Consider the following 26,670-nt stretch of genomic DNA (forward strand, 5'->3'; position numbering starts at 1 on the left):
AAAAATGAGTGACATTTATAAAACGCTTAAGATTATTTAAAAGTTTTGTCATAAAATTTTAAGTAATTTGAGCGCTTTTTGTTTGATGAACAATTGATAGTTAGCGCTATAATTTTTATTAACTGCCCATGATGCTTGACTATGAGAGTATATTTTAACTCGACTATCTTTGAAAAGGTCTATTTTTTTAGCATCTTGCTCTTTTGTTAAATAAAAACCAATTCAAAAAACCATCATGAAGAAAATTATTTTTCTTTTTTGCATTCTTTTTTCGGCGTTATCCAGCGCTCAGGAGCTTCAGGTTTCCGCAGAAGTTTCAAATCCAAGTACTAACATAAACGATGGTGTTGCCACAATAACGGTAAAAGGTGGTACTGCTCCTTATTCCTATAAATGGAGCGACCAGAACACACCTTTAAGTTCTAATACGGCACAATCGCTAACAGAAGGGGTTACCCATAAAGTGGTGGTTAGTGATGCTACTGGAAACACTGTTACCGAAGAATTTAAAATAGACGCCGAGTCTATCACCGAAATTTTTAACGGTACCATGACCCCAGCGGTTGCCGGTCTGGGATCTGTACTTTTCTGGGATCCTTTTGCTGCCAGCGGTATCTATGACCCTGTTATATATTCTGACTTAAAAATGGTAGCCATACCGGGATGGTCGTCTATAAGTGCAACGAGCTACACCCTGGCGGAGTGGCTGAAACCTGACGGAGCCAACGTGAAAGAGGGGGATCCCATAGCCAGGATTTCCCAGAGTGATGGTACAGAGCAAACCGTTACCGCAAGTGCAAATGGAAAACTAATACATCTGGAAGAGCAGGGTGGCATGATCTATAACCCAGAAAACCAAAAACATGTTATTGAAACCAATGCAGATGTTTTTGCGGAAATTGAATATGACGACCCTGTTGCATTAGAGTTTCCTAACGGTGATAAGCAGACTACAAGTATTCCTTTTATTGTGGTTTGGTTGATTTTTGGTGCTGCCTTCTTTACGGTAAGAATGGGCTTTATCAACTTTAGGGGCTTTAGCCACAGTCTTGAATTGGCCAAAGGTAAATATGATGATCCTGATGCTCCTGGGAGTATAACGCATTTTCAGGCATTGGCAACTGCGGTTTCTGCAACGGTGGGTCTGGGTAATATTGCGGGGGTCGCCGTAGCCGTTTCATTGGGTGGCGCAGGTGCTACTTTCTGGATGATCGTGGCAGGCCTTTTAGGGATGTCCTCTAAATTTGTGGAATGTACCCTGGGGGTGAAATACAGAAATATCCTTCCGGATGGTCGTGTTTTTGGTGGACCAATGAATTATCTGCGTTACGGATTAGAAAAACGTAACATGGGAGGTCTGGGTAAAGTACTGGCAGCATTTTTTGCCGTACTGGCTATTGGAGCTTCTTTTGGAGGTGGAAATATGTTTCAGGCCAATCAATCTTTTGAAATTCTTAGTGGTCAGTTTCCAGCTTTAGTAGGTAATGGATTCTGGTTTGGGGTTACCGTAGCCGTTTTAGTAGGTGTGGTAATCATAGGTGGTATAAACAGTATCGCAAAGGTAACAGGTAAAATTGTTCCCATCATGGCCGGCGTTTATGTGCTGGGTGCATTAACGGTTATCTTTATAAATATCGAAAATATTGGTCCGGCGTTTTCTGCGATCATAGACGGGGCATTTAGTCCGAGCGCACTTAAAGGTGGGATCCTGGGCGTGCTTATCGTAGGTTTTCAACGTGCGGCATTTTCTAATGAAGCTGGTGTGGGTTCTGCGGCTATTGCACACAGTGTGGCCAAAACAAACCATCCTCCTTCCGAAGGTTTTGTGGCGCTTTTAGAACCTTTTATTGATACCGTTGTTGTGTGTACACTTACAGCACTGGTTTTAATTTTTACGGGTATGCACGAGGTTACCGGTGTTGCTGGTGCAGATTTGACTTCAGATGCCTTTGGTAGTGTGATCTCCTGGTTTCCCTATGTCCTGGCTGCCGCGGTTTTCCTTTTTGCATTTTCCACGATGATTTCCTGGTCCTACTATGGTATGCGTGCCTGGACGTACCTCTTCGGAAAAAGTAAAAAAATGGAATTGCTCTATAAGATTTTGTTCTTGTTCTTTGTAATTGTGGGAGCCTCGGTGAGCCTTGGGGCGGTACTGGACTTTTCTGATATGATGATCCTGGCCATGTCATTTCCTAATATTATAGGTCTTTATATCATGAGCGGTGAAGTGCGGAAGGATCTGCGGGAATATTTCCGTAAATTGAAGGCAAACGAACTTTTTAAGAATGATAAAGTCGTAAAAAATAAGGCCAACTAAATAAACAAATGAAAATTATAAAATCCCACTTCGTACTTAACAGAGAGCAACGGAGTGGGATTTTACTATTAGTACTATTGATTTGTGTCTGTCTGGCGGTAACTTATTTTCGGGATTTTAGTCAAAAAATACCTGAAAATGACCCTAAAATGGCTGTTTTTCAGGCGAAAATAGACTCCATCAAAGCACTCAAAACAGCGGATACAATACCCAAAATCTATCCCTTCAACCCTAATTTTATTTCTGATTATAAAGGATATGTGCTTGGCCTTTCCCTAAAACAAATTGATAAACTTCACCAATTTAGGGAAACCGATCAATGGATCAATTCAACTGCAGATTTTAAGAAAGTTACCGGTGTTTCAGATTCATTATTGGCGGTAATTTCACCGTACTTCAAATTTCCGGATTGGGTTGTCAATGCCCAGGCCAAAAAACCTTTTACTGGAAACAAGAAGAAGTCCACTGCCCAGAAGAACGATATCAATACCGCTTCCGTAGAGGATTTGCTTCTGGTAAAAGAATTGAATGAAGAGCTGGCTATACGCATTGTAAATTATAGGAAACGGCTGGGTGGTTTTCTTGAGGACAACCAGCTTTTTGATGTTTACGGACTTCCCAGTGCGGTCGTTTTTAAAATCAAAGATGAGTTTACGGTGCAAACCAGGCCAGAAATAACCCCCATAAATGTGAATGAAGCGAATGCGTCAGATCTTTCAACCATTTCCTTCATTACCTTTGATATCGCAAGGGAGATTATAAATTATAGGGAACTACACGAGGGAATCAATGACCTTGATGAACTGCTTAAAATAGAAGGTATAAACGCTTATAAGTTAGAACGAATTAAATTATATTTGTCATCCAGCCAAAAATAGGGGCGTTTTTTTGCGAAACCCTCAAAACTAACCAGCCTATCCAAGTCGCGTTAGTACTAAAATTATAAGAATTACATGAAGAACACATATTTTACAGAAGAGCATGAGCTCTTTAGGCAGAGCTTACGGGATTTTCTAGTGAAAGAAGTAGTCCCAAATATTGATGAATGGGAAAAAACCGGAAGTATAGACAGCGGCATCTGGAAAAAATTTGGGGATATGGGCTTTTTTGGTATTCATTATCCTGAAAAATATGGAGGTCTTAATCTTGATGTTTTTTATACCGTTATTTTTCTGGAAGAACTTCAGAAAATCAATTCTGGCGGTTTTGCCGCTGCTATGTGGGCGCATTCCTACCTGGCCATGACGCATCTCAATGCAGAAGGTGATGAGCGAATCAAAGAAAAATATCTGGTACCCAGTATTGCGGGAGAAATGATAGGCTGCCTTTGCATAACAGAGCCATTTGGTGGTTCTGATGTGGCGGGGATGCGAAGTACCGCAAAACTTGAAGGGGATCATTATATACTAAACGGTTCAAAAACCTTTATTACAAACGGAGTATGTTCAGATTATCTGGTTGTAGCTGCAAAAACCGATGCTGACGCCGGTAATAAAGGCATGAGTATTTTTGTTCTTGATCGCGAGATGGAAGGTATAAGCGCTACCAAACTGGATAAATTGGGCTGGCGCGCTTCAGACACGGGCGAGATCGCTTTTGATAATGTAAAAGTTCCCAGAGAGAACCTTATGGGAGAAGAAGGTCAGGGATTTCCCTACATAATGCAACATTTTGCCTTAGAGCGGCTAATTATGGGAATCAATGCACATGCCCGTGCAGAATTTGCCCTTGAATATGCCATGAATTATATGGAGGAGCGTACAGCTTTCGGAAAAAAGATAAATAAATTTCAGGCGCTACGACATAAAATTTCAGAAATGGCCACAGATGTTGAGATCTGTAAAACCTTTAATTATGCCGTTGCAGATAATCTAAGCAAAGGGGAGTATGTAGTCAAGGAGGCGAGTATGTCCAAATTAAAGTCAACCAAAGTTGCTGATGAGGTAATTTATGATTGCCTGCAGATGCTGGGCGGCTATGGCTATATGGAAGATTACCCGCTGGCAAGAATGTTTAGGGACAGCAGACTGGGCCCCATAGGTGGAGGTACTTCAGAAATATTAAAAGAGATCATAGCAAAAATGATCATTGATAAGAAAGAATATAAACCGGCAGCGAGATAGTTGAATTTTTATCGTCTAAAGGGAAGCATTTGATTCCATTTTAAGAAATGAAAACAAATAATCAATATGTTTGTCAGTTTTAAGAATTGATTTATATTTGCACTCTATTTTAGAATAACAATATTACAGAACGGAATACGAATTAAAAGAAAGGAGGTACCACTATGTTAATTATACCAGTTAAAGACGGAGAGAATATCGATAGGGCGCTTAAGCGTTTTAAAAGGAAGTTTGATAGAACGGGAACAATGCGTAGGCTGCGTGACCGTCAGAGTTTCACTAAGCCTTCAGTAGAACGAAGGAAGGAGATTCAAAAAGCTTCTTACATACAAGGGCTTCGCGACAAAGAGAATATCTAGATCAACTTTAGCTCTTAATAAATTCGTTTTATTCAGGGCTTATAGTAAATCTTATTCCGATAACACTATCGGTAATTATATAAATCCGTCTTGTCAACCTTGTTCGACAATGGGATTTTAACAGAGAGACTAATCCTCTTTCACAATACAAATCCGCCTGACAGTTCTGGTCAGGCGGATTTTTTTATGCGATAAATTGATCTTTTTGCCTAAATTGAGACTAAAATCAGCCGTTTTGTACCTAAAATCGTTTTTGGAATATTTAAAGCTAGAAAAGCACTACAGCGCACATACGCTTCTCGCTTATGAAAAGGACATTACATCTTTTTTTGTTTTCACGGAAACGGAATATGAAACCACGTCTCCAGGTAGCGTTACCTATGCAATGGTGCGTGGATGGATCGTTCTTCTTTCGGAATCAAAAATAGCAAATCGCAGTATCAACCGTAAAATTGCTTCTCTAAAGACATTTTATAAATTTCTGCAGAAAACAGGGGATGTTGCTGTTTCACCCCTCGCTCGTCATAAATCAATAAAGACAAAGTCAAAAGTTCAGGTTCCTTTTTCATCTCAGGAAATAGACGATGTGCTGGAGCCCTTAAGCGGTGCATCAAGTTTTAAGGATTTACGGGATCAACTCTTGATAGAGCTTCTGTATACAACAGGCATGCGGCGCAGCGAACTGATCAATCTTAAATTAGGGGATATTAACAGGGGAGAGGGCGTGCTTAAAGTTCTGGGAAAGCGTAATAAAGAACGTTTTATACCTATTATTGATAGTTTAGATGCCATTTTTGAACTTTATCTGGAAAAAAGATCCGCTGAATTTAAAAATAATGATGTGCCCTTTGTTTTATTGACAAACAAGGGCGTTAAAATGTATAACACACTTGTTTATAGAATAATAAATAATTATTTTAGTGCAGTATCTCAAAAAGTAAAAACCAGTCCACATATGTTGCGCCATACATTTGCGACTCATTTACTGAACAATGGTGCAGATTTGAATGCGGTAAAAGAATTGCTGGGACATAGCAGCCTGGCCTCAACGCAAATATATACGCACAATAGCATTGCGCAGCTGCAAAAGGTACATGGCCTGGCACACCCGCGTAATAGAAAAGATACGGATGAGATGAATTAGCAACCGGGAAATTTAACCTTAATACTTATATATTATGAAAGTAAATGTGCAAAACCCCAATTTCACAGCAGATCAAAAATTGATTGATTTCATAGGTCGAAAGCTATCTAAGCTGGAACAGTATTATGATAAGATAATTTATGCTGATGTGTTTCTCAAAGTACAAAAAACCAGCGGTCGTGAAAATAAGATAGTTGAAATATTATTAAGTGTTCCCGGAAATGAGTTTATCGTGAAGAAACAGGCAAACAGTTTTGAAGCTGGTACAGATAACTGTACACAGTCTTTACAACGTCAATTAATGAGGCAGAAAGAGAAAAATAGGGCAGTTGCTTAAATTTTTTCTCGAAAATGTTTTGTTAGAAATAAAAATATTCTACATTTGCAGTCCGTTAGAAATAGCGGACTTTTTTATGCTAAAGAAAGTATAGAAAAGCCGATGTAGCTCAGTTGGCTAGAGCACGTGATTTGTAATCTCGGGGTCGGGGGTTCGAGTCCCTTCATCGGCTCGATTTGAAGGCGTTTTGTTTAAAGACGATTCGGTTTTTTGAAATATTGATTATACTATTTTTGGGGAGATACTCAAGCGGCCAACGAGGACAGACTGTAACTCTGTTGTTTTACGACTTCGCAGGTTCGAATCCTGCTCTCCCCACATTTAATGTTTTGTTTGGAATTTTGTATCGCTATATTTTGTAGCTTTGCAGTCCAAATAAAAATGCGGGAGTAGCTCAGTTGGTAGAGCGTCAGCCTTCCAAGCTGAATGTCGCCGGTTCGAACCCGGTCTCCCGCTCTCTTAAACAGATGATTTTGTTTTGTTTTAGAAGGTTTTAAAATTATACTTACGTATAAGTTTTGAATCTCTGAACTGACAATTTATCGTATATCATAATGTTACTGCTTTGACTTCGTGTCAAATCCAGCCCTTAACGCTGCATAATCAGTTTGGGCTTCGTTTTTCTGGTTTGCCAGAACAACCTTAAGCCGACGTAGCTCAGGGGTAGAGCGTTTCCTTGGTAAGGAAGAGGTCACGGGTTCAATTCCCGTCGTTGGCTCTATAGCAGTGGCAGTTTTTAAACTAAACGGGTGTTTTGCACTCCGGCTTTTTGTGTTTATTAAAAGCTGAAGTGGCCTGTTAATAAAAATTTGAACACTAATAATAACTAAGAATAAAATAATTTAAATCATGGCAAAGGCAACTTTTGATCGCTCCAAACCGCACTTAAATATAGGTACCATTGGACACGTGGATCACGGTAAAACAACTTTAACAGCTGCTATTACGACCGTACTTTCTAGTACAGGTCTTTCTGAGTTGAGAAGTTTTGACTCTATTGACAACGCTCCTGAAGAAAAAGAGCGCGGTATTACAATTAATACTTCTCACGTTGAATACGCTACAGAAAACCGTCACTATGCGCACGTTGACTGTCCTGGTCACGCGGATTATGTGAAGAACATGGTTACTGGTGCTGCCCAGATGGACGGTGCTATATTAGTGGTTGCTGCGACAGATGGACCTATGCCTCAAACGCGTGAGCATATCCTTCTTGGACGTCAGGTAGGTATTCCTCGTATCGTTGTATTCATGAACAAGGTGGATATGGTTGATGATGAAGAACTTCTTGAGCTAGTTGAGATGGAAGTACGTGATCTATTGAGCTTTTATGAGTATGACGGTGACAATGGTCCTGTTATTCAAGGATCTGCTTTAGGTGCACTTAATGGTGAGCAAAAATGGGTTGATAAAGTTTTAGAACTTATGCAAGCTGTTGATGATTGGATCGAATTGCCAAAGCGTGATGTTGATAAGCCATTCTTGATGCCTATCGAAGATGTATTCTCTATTACTGGTCGTGGTACTGTTGCAACTGGTCGTATTGAAACTGGTGTTGCTAATACAGGGGATCCGGTAGAGATCATTGGTATGGGTGCTGGTAAACTTACCTCTACTATTACGGGTGTTGAAATGTTCCGTAAGATTTTGGATAGAGGTGAAGCTGGTGATAACGTAGGTATCTTATTGCGTGGTATTGAGAAATCTCAAATTACTCGTGGTATGGTAATTACCAAGCCAGCTTCTGTAACTCCTCACCAGAAGTTCAAAGCTGAGGTTTATATCCTGAAGAAAGAAGAAGGTGGTCGTCACACGCCATTCCACAATAATTACCGTCCACAGTTTTATGTACGTACAACTGACGTAACAGGAACTATTACACTTAGTGATGGTGTTGAAATGGTAATGCCAGGGGACAACTTGACTATCAATGTAGAGCTTATTCAGCCTATCGCGATGACTGTAGGTCTTCGTTTCGCAATCCGTGAGGGTGGTAGAACTGTAGGTGCAGGTCAGGTTACTGAAATTCTTGACTAAGAATATTTAATATATAAGAAGGGAAGGCGTCCGTTTACGGGTGCCTTGCCTTTTATTAATGTGTAGCCTTTTATTTATGCTAAAGGCTATTGATTACTAAAATAACTTTTTGGTTATTTTAAATACGGGTTTAGCTCAGTTGGTAGAGCACTGGTCTCCAAAACCAGGTGTCGGGAGTTCGAGTCTCTCAACCCGTGCAAAATTGGATTGATATTTACGGTTTTCCGTTTCATTCAATTGACAAATTAGAGAAGACGACTTGTATGTTGGAATTCTTAGATTAAAAATTTCTACTAAATAAAATATTAAAATGGCTGGTTTAGTAAATTACGTTCAGGAGTCCTATAATGAATTGAAAAATCATGTAACCTGGCCTCCTTTGTCTGAAGCACAACGACTAGCTGTTGTTGTTGCTGTATTTACGGTTATTTTTGCGCTGGCTATCTGGGGTGTTGATACTGTATTTAGCCGTGCTATCAAGTTTTATTTTAATCTCGTAGGCGCTTAAAAACATTTACAATGGCTATAACAAACAATACCGATAAAGACTGGTACGTGGTACGGGCCGTAAGTGGTCAGGAAAACAAAGTAAAAGGATATATAGATCAAGAAGTCGCTCGATTTAATCTTGAAGATTATGTAGAAGAGGTCCTTGTTCCTACTGAAAAAGTTATACAGATACGTAAAGGCAAAAAAGTCAATAAAGAGCGTGTTTATTTCCCTGGTTACATCATGGTTCATGCAAATTTGGGCGGTGAGGTAACACACATGATCAAATCGATCAATGGTGTGATAGGCTTTCTGGGAGAAACTAAAGGTGGAGATCCTGTGCCCCTTAGAAAATCTGAGGTCAACCGTATGCTAGGTAAAGTGGATGAGCTTTCTGTAAAATCAGAAAATGTAGCCATTCCATTTGTCATAGGAGAGACGGTTAAGGTGATAGATGGTCCTTTTAATGGATTTAATGGTACTGTTGAAAAAATCAATGAAGAAAAGCGCAAGCTTGAGGTCATGGTTAAAATATTTGGTCGTAAGACTCCTTTGGAACTTAGCTATATGCAGGTCGAGAAGGTATAGATTGATAAATGTTACATTATATAGATAATATTCTTCCGCTTCCACTAAAGAATATGTCAACTTAAATTTTTAGAAATGGCAAAAGAAATAAGTAAAGTTGTAAAGTTGCAAGTCAAGGGGGGTGCCGCTAACCCTTCCCCACCAGTTGGGCCAGCTTTAGGTGCTGCCGGTGTAAATATCATGGAGTTCTGTAAGCAGTTTAATGCGAGAACCCAAGATAAAGCAGGAAAAGTTCTTCCTGTTGTTATTACCGTTTATGGTGATAAATCTTTTGATTTTGTAATCAAAACCCCTCCTGCAGCAGTGCAGTTATTGGAAGCAGCTAAGTTAAAAAGTGGTTCAGGAGAACCTAACCGTAAGAAGGTTGCAAGTGTATCCTGGGATCAGATAAAAGCAATCGCCGAAGATAAAATGGTAGATTTAAATGCTTTTACTGTAGATAGCGCTATGAAAATGGTGGCAGGAACTGCACGATCAATGGGAATAACGGTAAAGGGACAAGCTCCTTTTTAAAAACCACAAAAGCAATTTAAAATGGCAAGAATAACAAAAAAGCAAAAAGAAGCCCAGGCGAAAGTAGATTCAAATGCTACTTACACCTTGCTTGAGGGTTCTAAGCTTATAAAGGAAATTAGTAAATTTAATTTTGATCCTTCTGTTGACTTAGCTGTACGTCTTAATGTTGACCCACGTAAAGCCAATCAAATGGTGCGTGGCGTCGTGACCCTTCCACATGGTACGGGTAAAGATGTAAAAGTACTCGCTCTGGTAACTCCAGATAAAGAGGCTGAAGCAAAAGAAGCAGGGGCTGATTATGTAGGTCTGGATGAGTATCTTGAGAAAATCAAGAACGGTTGGACTGATGTTGATGTAATCGTGACCATGCCAAGTGTAATGGGTAAACTAGGACCTTTAGGTCGTGTTTTAGGTCCCCGTGGCCTAATGCCGAACCCTAAAACAGGTACGGTAACGATGGACGTGGCAAAAGCAGTAAGCGATGTTAAATCTGGTAAGATCGACTTTAGGGTTGAAAAAACCGGTATTGTACATGCTGCAATTGGTAAAGCATCTTTTGATGCCGAAAAAATTGCTGATAATGCCCGAGAATTGATAACCACATTAGTAAAATTGAAGCCTACAGCAGCAAAAGGTATCTATATCAAAAGTATCTTTATGTCTAGTACCATGAGTCCTAGTGTAGAGATAGATTCTAAGCGCTTTGCTGAGCAGTAAATAGTTAAATTATGACAAGAGAAGAAAAATCAAAAGTAATAGAAGACTTAACTGCACAGTTGGCTGATAGCACAAACATCTATCTGGCAGATATCGCTGGTTTAGATGCTGGAACCACTACACGATTACGTAGAGCGTGCTTTAAAGCTGGTATACGACTGGCTGTAGTTAAAAATACATTGCTTGCAAAAGCAATGGAGGCTTCAGAAAAGGATTTTGGTGAATTGCCTTCGGTATTGAAAGGTAACACGTCAATCATGTTTTCTGAAACAGGAAATGCACCTGCTAAGGTTATAAAAGAATTCCGTAAGAAATCTGAAAAACCTTTATTAAAAGGAGCATTTATTGAAGAGGCAATCTATGTGGGTGACAACCAACTCGATGCACTTGTTGACATTAAATCTAGGGAAGAACTTATTGGGGATATCGTTGGACTTCTTCAATCTCCTGCCAAGAACGTTATTAGCGCTCTTAAATCAGGTGGTTCTACAATCGCTGGATTGGTCAAAACACTTTCTGAAAGGGAAGAATAATACGTACGCACTTTTTTAATTTATATAAACAAGAATAATTTTTTTAAAACGATAGAAATGGCAGATTTGAAAGATTTCGCAGAACAATTAGTAAACTTAACTGTAAAAGAAGTTAATGAACTAGCAACTATTTTGAAGGATGAGTATGGCATTGAGCCAGCTGCAGCAGCAGTTGCAATGGCAGGACCTGCAGGTGGTGGAGAAGAAGCTGCTGAAGAGCAGACTGAATTTGATGTTATCCTTAAAGCAGCAGGTGGATCGAAATTAGCAGTTGTAAAATTAGTTAAAGAACTTACAGGTTCAGGTCTTAAAGACGCTAAAGAATTAGTTGATAACGCACCAAGCCCAATCAAGGAAGGTGTAGCTAAGGACGAAGCAGAAGCAGTTAAAAAACAACTGGAAGAGGCTGGCGCCGAAGTTGAGCTTAAATAAGCTTAACACATACAATAACAAAGGTTTAGGTCTTTCTTTTTCGATATTTATCGGAAAGAATTGACCTAAACCATTTGTTGTATATAAGGTTTACCTTTTTATTACGACTAAAATCCCTCGTGATTGTTTATATTATATATCCACTAAGGTGGAAACTTAACAATCATGTATGTGTCGCTAGGACACGCCAAGTGCGAAGTCAATCTCGTACGCTCCTGATTGAGTTCAGGAAACACTTTTTATTTAATTAAATTCCGTTCGTTGAAGATGCAAGCAAAACAAGCTGAAAGAGTAAATTTCTCATCGGTACAGAACAGGCCTGAATATCCAGACTTTTTGGATATCCAGATAAAATCCTTTCAGGATTTTTTCCAGTTGGAAACCAAGTCAGAGGAAAGAGGGAATGAAGGACTCTACAATACATTCCTAGAGAATTTTCCCATTACGGATACCCGTAACAATTTTGTACTAGAATTTTTAGATTATTTCGTAGATCCTCCAAGATATTCCATTCAGGAGTGTATTGAGCGTGGTCTTACGTATAGCGTTCCCTTAAAGGCACGTCTTAAATTATACTGTACAGATGATGAGCACGAAGATTTTGAAACTATCGTGCAGGATGTTTATCTAGGTACCATACCCTACATGACTCCTAGTGGTACATTTTGTATCAACGGGGCAGAACGTGTAGTTGTATCTCAGTTGCACAGATCTCCTGGTGTGTTTTTCGGTCAATCGTTTCACGCGAATGGAACAAAATTATATTCGGCAAGGGTTATTCCTTTCAAAGGTTCTTGGATTGAATTTGCTACAGACATTAACAGTGTGATGTATGCTTATATTGACAGGAAGAAAAAATTACCTGTTACCACACTTTTCCGCGCTATTGGTTTTGAGCGTGATAAAGATATTCTTGAAATATTTGACCTTGCAGAAGAGGTTAAAGTATCAAAAACCGGACTTAAAAAATATCTGGGACGTAAGCTTGCTGCACGTGTCTTAAATACATGGCACGAGGATTTCGTTGATGAAGATACTGGCGAAGTTGTTTCCATAGAGCGTAATGAAATCGTTCTTGACAGGGATACAACCTTAGAAAAAGAGCATATTGATGAGATTCTTGATGCCGGCGCAAAAACTATTTTGCTTCACAAAGAGGATAATCTGCATGCTGATTATGCTATTATTCACAATACATTACAAAAAGATCCTACGAACTCTGAGAAAGAAGCAGTAGAGCATATATACCGTCAATTGCGTAATGCGGAGCCGCCAGATGAGGAAACGGCACGTGGTATTATTGACAAATTATTCTTTAGTGACCAGCGCTACAACTTAGGTGAGGTTGGTCGTTACCGAATGAACAAGAAATTAGGTCTTGATATAGGTATGGATAAGCAAGTGCTTACCAAAGAGGATATCATTACTATTGTTAAATATCTGATCGAATTGATCAATTCCAAAGCGGAAATTGATGATATTGATCACCTTTCAAACCGTCGGGTACGTACGGTAGGTGAGCAGCTTTCTTCACAATTTGGTGTAGGTCTTGCGCGTATGGCAAGAACTATTCGTGAGCGAATGAACGTTCGAGATAATGAAGTTTTTACCCCTATAGATTTGATTAACGCGAAGACACTTTCGTCGGTGATCAATTCATTTTTTGGTACAAACCAATTGTCTCAGTTCATGGATCAGACAAACCCTTTAGCGGAAATCACGCATAAGCGTCGTCTTTCTGCATTAGGGCCCGGTGGTCTATCCCGTGAGCGTGCAGGTTTTGAGGTTCGTGATGTGCACTATACCCATTACGGTCGTCTTTGTCCTATTGAAACCCCTGAGGGACCAAACATTGGTTTGATTTCCTCCCTAGCAGTTTATGCTAAGGTGAATCCAATGGGCTTTATCGAGACACCTTATCGTAAGGTTACTGATGGAACAATCGATTTAAAAACAACTCCGCAATATTTAAGTGCGGAGGAAGAGGAAGGGATGTTGATTGCTCAGGCAAACAACCCAATGAACGAAAATGGAACTATTGATGCGGAGCGTGTTATTGCCCGTATGGAAGGTGACTTCCCGGTAGTTGAACCAAATACTGTTCATTACGCAGATGTTTCCCCTAATCAGATTGCCTCTATTTCGGCATCATTGATTCCGTTTTTGGAACATGATGATGCGAACAGGGCACTGATGGGCTCAAACATGATGCGACAGGCAGTACCTTTATTACGCGCAGATGCGCCTATCGTGGGTACCGGTCTGGAACGTCAGGTAGCTTCAGATTCCCGTGTACTTATAAATGCAGAGGGTGATGGTGAAGTTGAATATGTAGACGCGAATGAAGTAACTATTAAATATGACCGTACGGAAGATGAGCGTATGGTAAGTTTTGATGGGGATTCAAAAACCTATCAACTGGTTAAGTTCAGAAAAACGAACCAAAGTACTTCTATCAACCTGAAGCCTATCGTAAGAAAAGGTGATCGTGTTAAGAGAGGTCAGGTTTTATGTCAGGGTTATGCCACCGAAGACGGTGAATTGGCTTTGGGACGAAATATGAAGGTAGCCTTTATGCCTTGGAAAGGGTATAACTTTGAGGATGCGATCGTAATCTCAGAAAAAGTGGTGCGCGATGATATATTCACGTCTATCCACGTTGATGAGTATTCTCTTGACGTACGGGATACAAAATTGGGTAATGAAGAATTAACCAATGATATTCCTAACGTTTCTGAAGAGGCGACAAAAGATCTTGATGAGCATGGGATGATCCGTGTAGGTGCAGAGGTGAAGCCTGGAGACATTTTGATAGGTAAGATCACTCCTAAAGGGGAATCTGATCCTACTCCAGAGGAGAAATTGCTTCGTGCGATCTTTGGTGATAAAGCAGGTGATGTAAAAGATGCTTCTTTAAAGGCGTCCCCATCATTGCGTGGTGTTGTAATAAACAAAAAATTATTTGCCAGAGCTATAAAAGATAAGCGTAAGCGTGCTCAGGATAAAGAGGATATTTCAGCGCTGGAAGCTGATTTTGATGCCAAATTTGACGAATTAAGGTCAATTTTAGTTGATAAATTGTTCCAGATGGTGAACGGTAAAACGGCTCAGGGTGTCAAAAATGACCTTGGTGAAGAAGTTTTGCCAAAAGGGAAGAAGTTTACCTTGAAAATGTTGAACGCTGTTGAAGACTACACGCATTTAAATCAAGGTACCTGGACAACAGACGATGCAACTAACATTTTGATTGCAGACCTGTTGCACAACTTCCGTATTAAGGAAAATGACCTTCAGGGGAATTTGCGTCGTGAGAAGTTTACCATCTCTGTAGGTGATGAACTTCCGGCAGGTATTATCAAATTGGCTAAAGTCTATGTTGCTAAGAAACGTAAGCTTAAAGTAGGTGATAAGATGGCGGGACGTCACGGTAACAAAGGTATCGTTGCCCGTATCGTACGTCAGGAAGATATGCCTTTCCTTGAAGATGGAACACCGGTCGATATCGTATTGAATCCACTGGGTGTACCTTCTCGTATGAACATTGGTCAGATTTATGAAACGGTTCTAGGATGGGCTGGTCAGAAATTAGGTCAAAAGTATGCTACCCCTATTTTTGATGGTGCTACTTTAGATCAAATCAATGAGCTTACTGATGAAGCAGGTATTCCAAGATTTGGCCATACCTACCTTTATGATGGTGGTACTGGTGATCGCTTTGATCAACCGGCTACCGTTGGAGTAATTTATATGTTGAAACTGGGGCACATGGTTGATGATAAGATGCACGCACGTTCTATTGGACCGTACTCGCTTATCACACAGCAACCACTTGGTGGTAAGGCACAATTTGGTGGTCAGCGTTTTGGTGAGATGGAGGTTTGGGCACTTGAGGCCTATGGTGCATCCGCTACTTTGCGTGAGATTTTGACCGTAAAATCTGATGATGTTATCGGTAGGGCTAAAACCTATGAAAGCATCGTGAAAGGTGAACCAATGCCAGAACCAGGTCTTCCAGAATCTTTCAATGTATTGATGCATGAGCTTAAGGGTCTAGGTCTGGATATCCGATTGGAAGAGTAGTGACTTTTCGCGAAAGCGGAAGTTTTTGACTCGTTCCTATTGATGTTCGAATAGAACATCGCTAACAATTAAAATAATTTTCGACATAAGGTATTATGGCAAGAAATAATGAGAATACTACAGCAAAGAGGTTCGATAAAATCTCTATAGGTCTGGCGTCTCCCGAAGCGATTTTGGCTGAATCACGAGGAGAGGTGCTTAAACCTGAAACTATAAACTACCGTACGCACAAACCAGAACGTGATGGTCTGTTTTGTGAGCGTATTTTTGGTCCTGTTAAGGATTATGAATGTGCTTGCGGTAAATACAAAAGAATACGCTATAAGGGCATTGTTTGTGATCGATGTGGAGTAGAGGTTACTGAGAAAAAGGTACGTCGTGACCGCGTGGGACACATCAATCTTGTAGTTCCAGTTGCACATATTTGGTATTTTAGGAGCTTGCCCAATAAAATTGGGTACCTTCTAGGTCTTCCTTCTAAGAAGTTGGACATGATCATTTACTATGAGCGTTACGTTGTAATACAAGCTGGTATTGCAAAAAACGCTGATGGTGAAGACCTACAAATGATGGATTTCCTTACGGAAGAGGAGTATCTGGACATTCGTGAGAGTATACCGCAGGAGAATGCCTATTTAGACGATTCAGACCCTAACAAGTTCATCGCCAAGATGGGTGCAGAGTGTCTGATTGAGCTTTTAAAGCGTATTGATCTTGACGAACTTTCTTATGACTTGCGTCATAAAGCCAACAATGAAACTTCAAAACAACGTAAAACGGAGGCTTTAAAACGTCTACAGGTTGTAGAAGCTTTACGTGATGCAAATAAAAATCGTGAAAACAAAGCGGAGTGGATGATCATGAAAGTGGTTCCAGTTATTCCACCGGAATTACGTCCTCTTGTGCCCCTGGATGGTGGTCGTTTTGCAACATCAGATTTAAATGACCTTTACCGTCGAGTAATCATTCGTAACAACCGTTTGAAGCGCTTGATGGAAATCAAAGCTCCAGAGGTAATCTTACGTAATGAGAAGCGTATGCTTCAGGAAGCGGTAGATTCCTTATTTGATAATACCCGTAAGTCTTCAGCAGTAAAAACGGATTCTAACCGACCTTTAAAGTCACTTTCTGACTCTTTAAAAGGTAAGCAAGGTCGTTTCCGTCAAAACTTACTTGGTAAACGTGTCGATTATTCTGCACGTTCGGTAATTGTTGTGGGACCAGAATTGAAATTATATGAGTGCGGTCTGCCTAAAGACATGGCAGCGGAACTTTACAAACCATTCGTGATCAGGAAACTGATAGAACGTGGTATTGTAAAAACCGTAAAATCCGCTAAAAAAATTATAGATAAAAAAGAGCCGGTAGTTTGGGATATTTTGGAAAACGTCCTTAAAGGACACCCAGTATTGCTCAACCGGGCTCCAACGCTTCACCGTCTAGGTATTCAGGCATTTCAGCCTAAATTAATAGAAGGGAAAGCGATCCAGTTGCACCCATTGGTTTGTACTGCATTTAACGCCGATTTTGACGGTGACCAGATGGCGGTTCACCTTCCACTGGGTCCTGAAGCTATTCTTGAAGCACAATTATTGATGCTTGCCTCTAACAATATTTTAAACCCTGCTAACGGTGCACCAATCACGGTACCGTCTCAGGATATGGTATTGGGTCTGTATTATATGACCAAATCCCGTAAGAGTACTGAAGATGTTAAGGTCAAAGGGGAAGGTATTACCTTCTACAGCGCTGAAGAAGTTGTTATTGCGCACAACCAGAAAGTGGTCGATATCAATGCCAATATCAAAATCCGTGCAGTTGACTTCAATGAAGAAAGAAAATTGGTGCCACAGATTATTGAAACCACGGTTGGTCGTGTGATCTTTAATGAAAGCGTACCTCAAGAGGCCGGGTTTATCAACGAAGTATTGACTAAAAAGTCACTTCGTGATGTTATCGCACGTATCCTGAAATTGACTAATGTACCACGTACTGCAGAATTTTTGGACAGTATCAAGACACTAGGCTATACGTTTGCCTTCCGTGGTGGTTTATCGTTCTCTTTAGGGGATATTATTATTCCTAAAGAAAAACAAGGAATGATTGACGATGCCAATACGCAAGTAGATGGTATTATGTCTAGCTATAACATGGGTCTTATTACCAATACGGAGCGTTACAATCAGGTTATTGACGTGTGGACTTCTACGAATGCCACGTTGACTGAATTGGCAATGAAACGTATTCGTGAGGATCAACAAGGGTTCAACTCCGTGTTTATGATGCTTGATTCTGGTGCAAGGGGTTCTAAGGAGCAAATTCGCCAGTTGACAGGTATGCGTGGTCTTATGGCCAAGCCGAAAAAATCAAATGATGGTGGTGGGGCAATTATTGAAAACCCTATTCTTTCTAACTTTAAGGAAGGTCTTTCCATTCTTGAATACTTTATCTCTACTCACGGTGCGCGTAAAGGTCTTGCAGATACCGCCCTTAAAACGGCAGATGCTGGTTACTTGACACGTCGTCTGGTAGATGTTTCGCAGGATGTGATCGTAAATAGTGAAGACTGTGATACCCTTCGTGGTGTTGAAGTTTCAGCACTTAAGAAAAACGAAGAGATTGTAGAAACACTTGAAGCTAGAATCATTGGTCGTATCGCATTGAATGATGTGATCAACCCATTGAATAGCGAAGTGATTGTAACCGCAGGAGCAGAAATTACAGAAGAAATCGCTGCCGAGATTACCGCTAGTCCATTGGATTCCGTAGAAGTACGTTCTCCATTGACCTGTGAGGCTAAAAAAGGAATATGTTCTAAATGTTACGGTCGTAACCTTGCAACCAATAGAATGGTACAGCGTGGTGAGGCGGTAGGTGTAGTAGCGGCGCAATCCATTGGAGAGCCTGGTACACAGCTTACGCTACGTACGTTCCACGTGGGAGGTATTGCGGGTAACATTTCTGAAGAAAACAAAGTAATCTCTAAATTTAACGGTCGTCTTGAAATAGAAGATCTTAAAACTGTTCAGGGAGAAGACAATGAAGGCAATCCTGCACAAATTGTAATTTCCAGAACATCTGAGGCACGTATCTTCGATTCTAAAACAGGAATTTTATTGAGTACCAATAACATTCCTTACGGTTCTCAATTGTTCTCTAAAGATGGAGGAAAAGTTGATAAAGGGGAGATCGTTTGCCAGTGGGATCCTTATAACGGGGTGATCATTTCTGAATTTGCAGGTAAGATCAAATATGAAAATATTGAACAAGGTCTTACTTATCAGGTTGAAACAGATGAGCAAACTGGTTTCCAGGAGAAAGTAATTTCTGAATCACGTAACAAACGTATGATCCCTACCCTTCATATTATGGGTAAAAAAGATGAGATCATCCGTTCGTACAACCTTCCGGTGGGAGCCCACTTAATGGTTGATGATTCTGAAAAAGTAAAAATCGGTAAGATTCTTGTCAAAATACCTCGTAAATCATCTAAAGCAGGTGATATTACCGGTGGTCTGCCACGAGTGACTGAATTGTTTGAAGCACGTAACCCTTCTAATCCTGCTGTTGTAAGCGAAATTGACGGTGTGGTGTCCTTCGGAAAAATCAAGCGTGGTAACCGTGAGATCATTGTTGAATCAAAACTAGGGGATATCAAAAAGTACCTTGTTAAACTTTCTAACCAGATATTGGTACAGGAAAATGACTTTGTACGTGCAGGTATGCCACTTTCTGATGGTTCTGTAACTCCAGAGGATATCCTTGCCATTAAAGGACCTTCCGCAGTGCAGCAGTATCTTGTGAACGAAGTACAAGAAGTATATCGTCTACAAGGGGTACGTATTAATGACAAGCACTTTGAAGTTGTCGTACGTCAAATGATGCGTAAAGTTCGTATAGGTGATCCGGGAGATACTATTTTCCTTGAGAATCAACTTGTACATAAAGATGACTTTACTACTGAAAATGATGAAATCTTCGGAATGAAGGTTGTTGAGGACGCAGGTGATTCTGATACTCTAAAAGCAGGGCAGATAATTTCTCCTCGGGATCTAAGGGATGAGAATTCCATTTTGCGTAGGGAAGATAAGAACCTTGTTGTAGCAAGGGATGTTATTGCGGCAACGGCTACTCCTGTATTACAGGGTATAACCAGAGCTTCATTACAGACCAAGTCATTCATTTCTGCTGCTTCGTTCCAGGAAACGACAAAAGTGCTGAATGAGGCTGCTGTGAGTGGTAAGATTGATGAACTGGAAGGTCTTAAGGAAAATGTGATCGTAGGTCACAGAATTCCGGCAGGTACCGGTCTTCGTCGCTACGAGAGCATTATCGTAGGCAACAAGCAAGAACTGGCAGAACTAGAGGCTGCCCGTGAAGAAGTTAATTTTAATTAATAATATATATCTAAAAAGCCACCAACAGAATACGTTGGTGGCTTTTTTAGTTTTATAAAGGAGCCATCTGCACTTTTTAATCATTTACTGATTTAAAAGTCCGTGGTTCACTATAAACAAAGAATATGGCAGAAGAAGATAAAAACAAACAAGGACAGATTAATATAGAACTTGATGAAGAAATGGCGCAGGGCACGTATTCAAACCTTGCGATAATCAATCATTCAGTATCAGAATTTGTGGTAGATTTTATCAATATCATGCCCGGAACACCTAAAAGTAAGGTCAAGTCGCGAATTATCCTTACTCCGCAGCATGCAAAACGATTGGCGAAAGCCCTTCAGGAGAACGTAAAGCGCTTCGAGAAAGCACATGGGGAGATCAAGGATTATGACAAGCAGCCCATACCTTTAAATTTTGGCCCTACCGGGCAAGCCTAAATTATTAAAACCCTCTTTTGAGGGTTTTTTTTTTGGACTTTAATTATTTTAATTTTTAGGGAAGAACCTGATTAATTTTAGAATTTTTTTTAATGAATTAAGAAAAGACAGCGTAATATTGTGAGGTGATGATAAGCAATTGGTATTCAAATCTTGTGTTCTTTATGTTTGCGGTACTTTTTGGTACGGCCAGCTCGGGATATGCGTTTACTGGACATGAAATTGCTGGTGCCAAGGTTCCTGTATCTAAAAGTCATTATTTATTAGATAAGAATTTTCAGGATCAGGGACTCGAAGTTGACGTGTTGATACTCTCCTTTGAGGAATTTACTATTGAATCGACATCATTTTCCGTTTCTAAAATTCCTTTTTATAATGGTTTATCACATCAACGTGCGTCGAGACATCTGTCAAAAGCCATTACGCCTTACTATATCTTTTCTCAGACCATTTCCCCCAGTCTGACAAGTTATGAGTTACTTTTTCCCTTTCATACTTTTAGTTAGTTATTAAAGTATCACTGGCATTGATTGCTCAATGATTGCAGTCTTGACATGTGCCTTTAAGGCTCTTTTTAATACTAATTAAACTCAAACAAAATGAAAATAGAAATGACCGTGGTCTACATTATCGTAGCCGCACTTGTAATCGTACCTTATATTGCCATAATCTTTTTCGGATCTGGAAAAGGAAAAAAAATATCCTCCCGTTTTAAAGAAGAAGTCAAAAATAACGGACTTCATATTGCTCAAAAAGAAGCATGGAACCGTCACATTATTGGCGTGGATAACACAAAGAATATTTTGCTTTTTGCCCAGTATAATGAAGAAAATGTTGTCGACACGTTTAAGATCAACCTCAATGAAGTTGACCGGGTGGATGTTTTTGAAAAGAAAAACACCATTAAATTAGATAACAAGCCCAGTGAAGTTCTTGAATATATAGGTTTAGATGTTTTACTTTTTGACGGTAGAACACATGAAATCTGTTTTTACGATACACACATTGACGTTGCTCAGAATTATGAGCAGGAACATGCCGAAAAATGGAGGGCAATCTTGGTAGGACAGAAAAATTCAAAGATGCCTATTAAGAATACAACTGCTGCTTAATAAGTAGTATTGGTTTGTAAAAAAAAACAGTCAGGTTTTCCTGACTGTTTTTTTTGCATTATAACCTCTCTATTTATATTCTGAGACGAAATGTAATTTTACATTGGGATATTTTTGCTGCGTCATTTGTAAGGTAAATGGGGAGTCAGCAAAGAATACCATATGACCCCGTTTGTCCTTGGCTAAAAACCGCTGTTTTACCCTAATAAACTCCTTATATTCGTCACTTTTAGGGTCTTTCGGCTCAATCCAGCATGCTTTATGGACATTTAGCGGCTCGTAAGTACATTTAGCTCCATATTCATGTTCCAGGCGGTATTGTATGACTTCGTATTGAAGCGCACCTACCGTACCTATTACTTTCCTTCCATTGAGCTCCAGGGTAAAAAGCTGGGCGACACCTTCATCCATAAGTTGGTCAATCCCTTTCTCCAGTTGTTTTGATTTCATGGGATCGGCATTGTTGATATACCTAAAATGCTCTGGGGAAAAGGCGGGGATTCCTTTGTAGTGAATACTTTCCCCTTCGGTAAGCGTATCCCCTATTTTGAAATTTCCAGTATCGTGAAGGCCCACGATATCCCCAGGGTATGAAACATCTACGATTTCTTTCCGCTCCGCGAAAAAGGCGTTCGGGCTAGAGAATTTTAGTTTTTTATCGTGGCGCACGTGTAAGTACGGCGTATTCCGTTCAAAAACCCCCGATACTATTTTTACAAATGCCAGTCGGTCACGGTGTCGCGGATCCATATTGGCATGTATTTTAAAAACAAAACCGGTAAATTCTTTTTCATTGGGTTTGATCAGGCGTTCCTCGCTCTGTTTAGGACGTGGGGGAGGAGCGATCTCAACAAAGGCGTCCAACAATTCACGAACACCAAAATTGTTTAAAGCGGAACCAAAAAATACAGGTTGCTGCTCTGCATTAAGATACGCCTCCTGATCAAAATCTGGATAAACACCGGTAACGAGTTCTACATTTTCACGAAGTTCTTCAGCAAATTTCCCGCCAATGACCTTTTCCAGAAAATCATCATTAAGGTCATCTATCTCAACGGTTTCTTCAATATTCTTACGGCTGTCGCCACTAAAGAGATTTATATTTTTCTCCCAGATATTGTAGATTCCTTTAAAATCGTAGCCCATTCCTATGGGAAAACTCAATGGCGTTACCGTAAGATTGAGTTTTTGCTCAATTTCATCAAGCAGTTCAAAAGCATCTTTACCTTCGCGATCCATCTTGTTGATAAATACAAGCATGGGGATCTTGCGCATACGGCAGACCTCCACGAGTTTTTCGGTTTGTTCTTCAACCCCTTTTGCAACATCAATCACAACGATCACGCTGTCAACCGCAGTTAAAGTCCTAAAGGTATCTTCGGCAAAATCTTTGTGCCCGGGGGTATCGAGAATATTGATCTTTATTCCCTCATATTCAAAGGCAAGCACAGAAGTGGCTACGGAAATACCACGCTGGCGCTCAATTTCCATAAAGTCACTGGTTGCCCCTTTTTTGATCTTATTGGATTTTACGGCACCCGCTTCCTGAATTGCTCCACCAAAAAGCAAGAGTTTTTCGGTAAGTGTGGTTTTCCCGGCATCCGGGTGGGAGACGATCCCAAAAGTTCTTCTGCGTTTTATTTCCTTGGCAAGGCTCATTTGCAATTTTTAAGGCTGCAAATATACCATTTATAAAAGATTCCCTAAGGCCTTAAATAAGTATCTTAAAGAGCCTAAAAACCGATTTTTTCAACCAAAAATGATAAAAAACAGGTTGAATTCGGCATATTTTAGGAGGTTTAGCGGCCTATCAATTCTAATAAGTAATGAATTACCTTTGTTTACGGTAGGCACGATTTGTAACTTTACATATTAAAAAGGCGTATGACAGAAGAAATGGTGATCCTTGTTGATGAAAATGATAAGCAGGTAGGGCTCATGGCAAAAATGGAAGCGCATGAGAAAGCACTTTTGCACCGGGCATTTTCGGTCTTTGTATTCAATGATAAAAAAGAACTTATGTTACAGCGCAGGGCGCTGACTAAATATCACACCCCGGGCTTATGGACGAATACCTGCTGTAGTCACCAGCGGCCGGGAGAAACCAATATCTCTGCCGGCAGTCGCCGTTTGCAGGAGGAAATGGGATTTACCACAGCACTTACCGAATCAATTTCTTTTATTTACAAGGCCCCTTTTGAAAATGGCCTTACCGAACATGAATATGATTACATACTTCTGGGCGAATACAACGAGCAGCCAGAACCCAATCCTGAAGAAGTGGCCGAGTGGAAATGGCTTTCTTTGGATACTGTCAAAGAGGATATAGCACAAAACCCCGAAATTTATACCGCCTGGTTCAAGATCATATTTGATAAATTCTATAACCATATCGAAGTATGAAAGCTACAGTAAAACGAAAGGCGCACTTTAATGCAGCGCATCGTCTCTTTAAAAAAGAGTGGGATACAGAAAAAAATATGCAGGTTTTTGGAAAATGCAGCTACCCCAATTACCACGGGCATAATTATGAGCTTATCGTAGGTGTGACCGGTGAAATTGATGAAGAAACTGGCTTTGTGATCGATTTAAAAATCCTTAAGGATCTTATTGAGGAGGAAATAGAAGAGGCCTTTGATCATAAAAATTTAAACCTGGATGTGCCAGAATTTAAAAATCTGAACCCCACGGCAGAAAATATTTCGGTGGTAATCTATAATAAACTGAAGCGCAAGCTGGATTCATCATTTGATCTGGAAATCATATTATATGAAACCCCCAGGAATTACGTTATATATACTGAAAAATAATGGCACTGAAAAAAGGGGATCCCATACCGGAATTTGAGTTGAAGACTAAGGATGACGAGTGGTTTTACAGTAAAGATTTTGCTGGTAATAAACCGCTGGTTATCTATTTCTACCCTAAAAATTTTACGCCGGGCTGCACAAAAGAAGCTTGTAGCTTTAGGGATAGTTATGAAGATTTTAAGGAACACGGTGCAGAGGTTATTGGGATCAGCAGTGATAGCGTTGCCTCACATTCCCGCTTTGCAAAAAAACATGAGCTACCTTTTATTTTTCTTGCTGATGAAAAAGGAAAGGTGCGCAGGCAGTTTGGAGTAAAATCAGAACTTTTTGGACTACTTCCCGGAAGGGAAACCTTTGTTTTTGACCACAAGGGTACGTTAATATTAAAATACAACAGTTTAAAAGCCACTACGCATATCAAAAGGGCTTTAACTGCCATCAAACAACTACCACATGAAAACTAAATTGTATCCACTTACTTTTGAACCCATTTTAAAAGAAAAAATTTGGGGTGGCCAGAAACTGAACAACCGCTTTAACAAAGGCAAAGATGCTCATGCTAAAGTAGGGGAAAGCTGGGAAATTGCAGACCTTGAAGAAGGCCAGAGTATCGTAAAAGAAGGTGCTCTTAAGGGAAAGGAACTTACAGAGATTATAGCTGAAAACCCAGAAGCTTTGTTAGGCAAAAAAGTCGCGGAGCGCTTTGGGAAGAAATTTCCGCTTCTTATAAAATTTATCGACGCGGCAAAAGATCTATCCATACAGGTACATCCCTCTGATGCGACATCACCCACCGGTGTAGGCAAAACTGAAATGTGGTATATCATGCAGGCTGATGAAGGCGCTAAAATCACCGTGGGCTTTAAACCAGATATGAGTCGGGAGGTTTTTGAAAAACATATTGAGAACAATACTGTTGAAGATGCGATGGATATGCATGAGGTAAATCATGGGGATTCCTTCTTTATCAATGCCGGTCGTATTCACGCCATAGGTGGCGGAGTCCTTCTCGCGGAAATTCAGCAAACTTCTGACGTTACCTACAGGGTTTACGATTATAACCGCAAAGATGACAACGGGGAGTTGCGGGAATTGCATATTGAAGAATCAAAAGATGTACTGGACTATAAGGATACAAAAGATTTTAATCTGGAATATCCACGCGCGTCTAACGAAGTACAGACCCTCAAGCACCATAAGTATTTTAAAACCGATTGGCTGCATCTCAAGGACAAGTCGCATACCTTAGACCGCGGCGATAGCTTTACGATCATCATGGTGGTTTCTGGGACACTTAATTATAAAGTTGATCAGCATCAAAGAAGCCTCAGTGCCGGTCAAACGTTACTCATCCCTGCAGCTTGTGATAAAATAGAACTGGAAGCTAAAGACTGTGAGCTTCTGGAAGTATATTTGTAAATTATAACGAACACTAAATTTAAAGAAAAACAGAATGGCAAGCATTAAAAACCTCAAAAAGGACATAAACTACGTTTTAGGAGATATTATTGATGAAGTATATGTATGGCAGCAGGAAAATCCCAAGGAAGATCAAACAAAAGCCGAAGCAATCATTGATGAAGCCATTGCGACCTTTGACGAACTGATTGCAAAAGTGAATGATAAATCTGTTGATAACAGAAAGAAGCACCTTAACGATGTTCAAAATGAACTAGCGGAAAAAGGCAATGCATTGATCAAAAAAGCTAATGAATTATAGCATTTTTAAAACCAATTAGATAATCATCTGATTTGGTTTAAAACCCAATGAAAAACCCCTCAAAATGACCATTTTTGGTATGTTTTGAGGGGTTTTTAGGTATTATTGTCATTGAAAAAAGAATAGGTTCTTTTAGGATCCTATTTTGTAATGACTAAAATATATATTTAAAGAAACCAGAAAGGCAGTTATAATCGAAAAGTTTCTTTTGGCATTCCTGGGGTTTATTTTGTAGCACCTTCTTTGGGCGTAATTTCTTTCTTTTTAGCGACCTCTACTTCTTCTGGCTGCTTATCTGTTTTTTTGCGTTCTTTTATAAATCCTTTTAAAGTCTTACCGTATTTTGATTTGCGTATATCAGGTTCCAGCGCTTTGTAAATAGTATCCAGATACTTTACATTAGCATCAAAAATCTCTGATATGGCGAGATAAGGGGCAACTTCCAGATTCTTGTTGTTCATTGCAAAATTAACGGTGTAGAGGTATTTACGACGTACAAGATCCTGCATTTTCTTGTCA

At 39.9% G+C, this 26,670-nt stretch carries 25 protein-coding genes and 5 tRNA genes; 28 read left to right on the forward strand and 2 right to left on the reverse strand.

What is annotated here, in order from left to right; translation table 11 throughout:
* Nucleotides 1-235: 235 nt before the first annotated feature.
* The 23 genes from P162_RS11690 to P162_RS11800 all read left to right on the forward strand — a co-directional run bounded on the left by P162_RS11690 (nucleotide 236) and on the right by P162_RS11800 (nucleotide 21,621).
* A complete protein-coding gene (locus P162_RS11690; protein WP_031427563.1) occupies nucleotides 236-2,317 on the forward strand; it encodes an amino acid carrier protein in 2,082 nt (693 codons plus the stop codon).
* Nucleotides 2,318-2,325: 8 nt separating this feature from the next.
* On the forward strand, nucleotides 2,326-3,195 hold the full coding sequence (locus P162_RS11695) for a ComEA family DNA-binding protein (RefSeq protein WP_031427564.1): 870 nt from the start codon (nucleotides 2,326-2,328) through the stop codon (nucleotides 3,193-3,195).
* Between the two features lie 75 nt (nucleotides 3,196-3,270).
* A complete protein-coding gene (locus P162_RS11700) occupies nucleotides 3,271-4,440 on the forward strand; it encodes an acyl-CoA dehydrogenase family protein (RefSeq protein ID WP_031427565.1) in 1,170 nt (389 codons plus the stop codon).
* A gap of 164 nt (nucleotides 4,441-4,604) precedes the next feature.
* Nucleotides 4,605-4,799 (forward strand): 30S ribosomal protein S21, encoded by a 195-nt coding sequence (gene rpsU / locus P162_RS11705; RefSeq protein ID WP_031427566.1) that lies wholly within the window; start codon nucleotides 4,605-4,607, stop codon nucleotides 4,797-4,799.
* A gap of 253 nt (nucleotides 4,800-5,052) precedes the next feature.
* The gene (locus P162_RS11710; protein ID WP_241077761.1) at nucleotides 5,053-5,943 is read left to right on the forward strand and encodes a tyrosine-type recombinase/integrase; all 891 of its coding nucleotides are present in this window, start codon (nucleotides 5,053-5,055) and stop codon (nucleotides 5,941-5,943) included.
* A gap of 34 nt (nucleotides 5,944-5,977) precedes the next feature.
* Nucleotides 5,978-6,280, forward strand: coding sequence for a ribosome hibernation-promoting factor, HPF/YfiA family (gene hpf, locus P162_RS11715; RefSeq protein WP_031427568.1), 303 nt, complete (start codon nucleotides 5,978-5,980; stop codon nucleotides 6,278-6,280).
* Nucleotides 6,281-6,378: 98 nt separating this feature from the next.
* Nucleotides 6,379-6,452 (forward strand) — tRNA-Thr (locus P162_RS11720).
* A gap of 63 nt (nucleotides 6,453-6,515) precedes the next feature.
* Nucleotides 6,516-6,598, forward strand: a tRNA-Tyr gene (locus tag P162_RS11725).
* A gap of 65 nt (nucleotides 6,599-6,663) precedes the next feature.
* A tRNA-Gly gene (locus P162_RS11730) sits at nucleotides 6,664-6,736 on the forward strand.
* A 190-nt stretch (nucleotides 6,737-6,926) separates the two neighbouring features.
* A tRNA-Thr gene (locus P162_RS11735) sits at nucleotides 6,927-6,998 on the forward strand.
* 131 nt (nucleotides 6,999-7,129) lie between these two features.
* Nucleotides 7,130-8,317, forward strand: coding sequence for an elongation factor Tu (tuf, locus tag P162_RS11740; protein ID WP_031427569.1), 1,188 nt, complete (start codon nucleotides 7,130-7,132; stop codon nucleotides 8,315-8,317).
* Nucleotides 8,318-8,441: 124 nt separating this feature from the next.
* Nucleotides 8,442-8,514 (forward strand) — tRNA-Trp (locus P162_RS11745).
* A gap of 113 nt (nucleotides 8,515-8,627) precedes the next feature.
* Entirely contained in the window at nucleotides 8,628-8,825 is a 198-nt protein-coding gene (gene secE / locus P162_RS11750; RefSeq protein WP_031427570.1) for a preprotein translocase subunit SecE, read from the forward strand.
* Between the two features lie 11 nt (nucleotides 8,826-8,836).
* A complete protein-coding gene (gene nusG / locus P162_RS11755) occupies nucleotides 8,837-9,394 on the forward strand; it encodes a transcription termination/antitermination protein NusG (RefSeq protein ID WP_031427571.1) in 558 nt (185 codons plus the stop codon).
* A gap of 75 nt (nucleotides 9,395-9,469) precedes the next feature.
* Nucleotides 9,470-9,907, forward strand: a complete 438-nt coding sequence (rplK, locus tag P162_RS11760; protein ID WP_031427572.1) for a 50S ribosomal protein L11 — start codon at nucleotides 9,470-9,472, stop codon at nucleotides 9,905-9,907.
* Between the two features lie 21 nt (nucleotides 9,908-9,928).
* Nucleotides 9,929-10,627, forward strand: coding sequence for a 50S ribosomal protein L1 (rplA, locus tag P162_RS11765; RefSeq protein WP_031427573.1), 699 nt, complete (start codon nucleotides 9,929-9,931; stop codon nucleotides 10,625-10,627).
* An 11-nt stretch (nucleotides 10,628-10,638) separates the two neighbouring features.
* Nucleotides 10,639-11,160: a 50S ribosomal protein L10 gene (gene rplJ / locus P162_RS11770; RefSeq protein WP_031427574.1), complete on the forward strand. Its 522-nt coding sequence runs from the start codon at nucleotides 10,639-10,641 to the stop codon at nucleotides 11,158-11,160.
* Between the two features lie 57 nt (nucleotides 11,161-11,217).
* Nucleotides 11,218-11,592, forward strand: coding sequence for a 50S ribosomal protein L7/L12 (rplL, locus tag P162_RS11775; RefSeq protein WP_031427575.1), 375 nt, complete (start codon nucleotides 11,218-11,220; stop codon nucleotides 11,590-11,592).
* A 267-nt stretch (nucleotides 11,593-11,859) separates the two neighbouring features.
* Entirely contained in the window at nucleotides 11,860-15,672 is a 3,813-nt protein-coding gene (gene rpoB, locus P162_RS11780) for a DNA-directed RNA polymerase subunit beta (RefSeq protein WP_031427576.1), read from the forward strand.
* Nucleotides 15,673-15,767: 95 nt separating this feature from the next.
* Nucleotides 15,768-20,069, forward strand: a complete 4,302-nt coding sequence (gene rpoC / locus P162_RS11785; RefSeq protein ID WP_031427577.1) for a DNA-directed RNA polymerase subunit beta' — start codon at nucleotides 15,768-15,770, stop codon at nucleotides 20,067-20,069.
* Between the two features lie 125 nt (nucleotides 20,070-20,194).
* Nucleotides 20,195-20,509, forward strand: coding sequence for a DUF3467 domain-containing protein (locus P162_RS11790; RefSeq protein WP_031427578.1), 315 nt, complete (start codon nucleotides 20,195-20,197; stop codon nucleotides 20,507-20,509).
* A 128-nt stretch (nucleotides 20,510-20,637) separates the two neighbouring features.
* Nucleotides 20,638-21,015: a hypothetical protein gene (locus tag P162_RS11795; protein ID WP_164076253.1), complete on the forward strand. Its 378-nt coding sequence runs from the start codon at nucleotides 20,638-20,640 to the stop codon at nucleotides 21,013-21,015.
* Between the two features lie 93 nt (nucleotides 21,016-21,108).
* Nucleotides 21,109-21,621 (forward strand): hypothetical protein, encoded by a 513-nt coding sequence (locus P162_RS11800; protein WP_031427580.1) that lies wholly within the window; start codon nucleotides 21,109-21,111, stop codon nucleotides 21,619-21,621.
* Between the two features lie 69 nt (nucleotides 21,622-21,690).
* On the opposite strand, the gene P162_RS11805 is transcribed toward P162_RS11800, so the two are convergent.
* Nucleotides 21,691-23,280, reverse strand: a complete 1,590-nt coding sequence (locus tag P162_RS11805) for a peptide chain release factor 3 (protein ID WP_031427581.1) — start codon at nucleotides 23,278-23,280, stop codon at nucleotides 21,691-21,693.
* Nucleotides 23,281-23,505: 225 nt separating this feature from the next.
* Between P162_RS11805 and idi the strand changes: the two genes are divergently transcribed.
* From idi to P162_RS11830, 5 genes are read left to right on the forward strand one after another with little or no spacing between them, the layout of a single operon-like run.
* Nucleotides 23,506-24,024 (forward strand): isopentenyl-diphosphate Delta-isomerase, encoded by a 519-nt coding sequence (idi, locus tag P162_RS11810; RefSeq protein WP_031427582.1) that lies wholly within the window; start codon nucleotides 23,506-23,508, stop codon nucleotides 24,022-24,024.
* Entirely contained in the window at nucleotides 24,021-24,431 is a 411-nt protein-coding gene (locus tag P162_RS11815; protein ID WP_031427583.1) for a 6-pyruvoyl trahydropterin synthase family protein, read from the forward strand. The genes idi and P162_RS11815 overlap by 4 nt, the downstream gene beginning before the upstream one ends.
* Nucleotides 24,431-24,895 carry a peroxiredoxin gene (locus P162_RS11820; RefSeq protein WP_031427584.1) on the forward strand — a complete coding sequence of 155 codons (465 nt, stop codon included), beginning with the start codon at nucleotides 24,431-24,433 and terminating at the stop codon, nucleotides 24,893-24,895. The genes P162_RS11815 and P162_RS11820 overlap by 1 nt, the downstream gene beginning before the upstream one ends.
* A complete protein-coding gene (locus tag P162_RS11825) occupies nucleotides 24,885-25,850 on the forward strand; it encodes a type I phosphomannose isomerase catalytic subunit (protein ID WP_051907874.1) in 966 nt (321 codons plus the stop codon). Before P162_RS11820 ends, P162_RS11825 begins: the two co-directional genes overlap by 11 nt.
* A 34-nt stretch (nucleotides 25,851-25,884) precedes the next feature.
* Nucleotides 25,885-26,151 (forward strand): hypothetical protein, encoded by a 267-nt coding sequence (locus tag P162_RS11830; protein WP_031427586.1) that lies wholly within the window; start codon nucleotides 25,885-25,887, stop codon nucleotides 26,149-26,151.
* Between the two features lie 224 nt (nucleotides 26,152-26,375).
* Here the strand turns inward: P162_RS11830 and P162_RS18000 are convergent, their stop codons facing one another.
* The gene (locus tag P162_RS18000; protein ID WP_316931602.1) at nucleotides 26,376-26,660 is read right to left on the reverse strand and encodes a hypothetical protein; all 285 of its coding nucleotides are present in this window, start codon (nucleotides 26,658-26,660) and stop codon (nucleotides 26,376-26,378) included.
* Nucleotides 26,661-26,670 lie beyond the last annotated feature (10 nt).

It is taken from the genome of Flavimarina sp. Hel_I_48, from assembly GCF_000733945.1.
Classification (GTDB): Bacteria; Bacteroidota; Bacteroidia; order Flavobacteriales; family Flavobacteriaceae; genus Leeuwenhoekiella.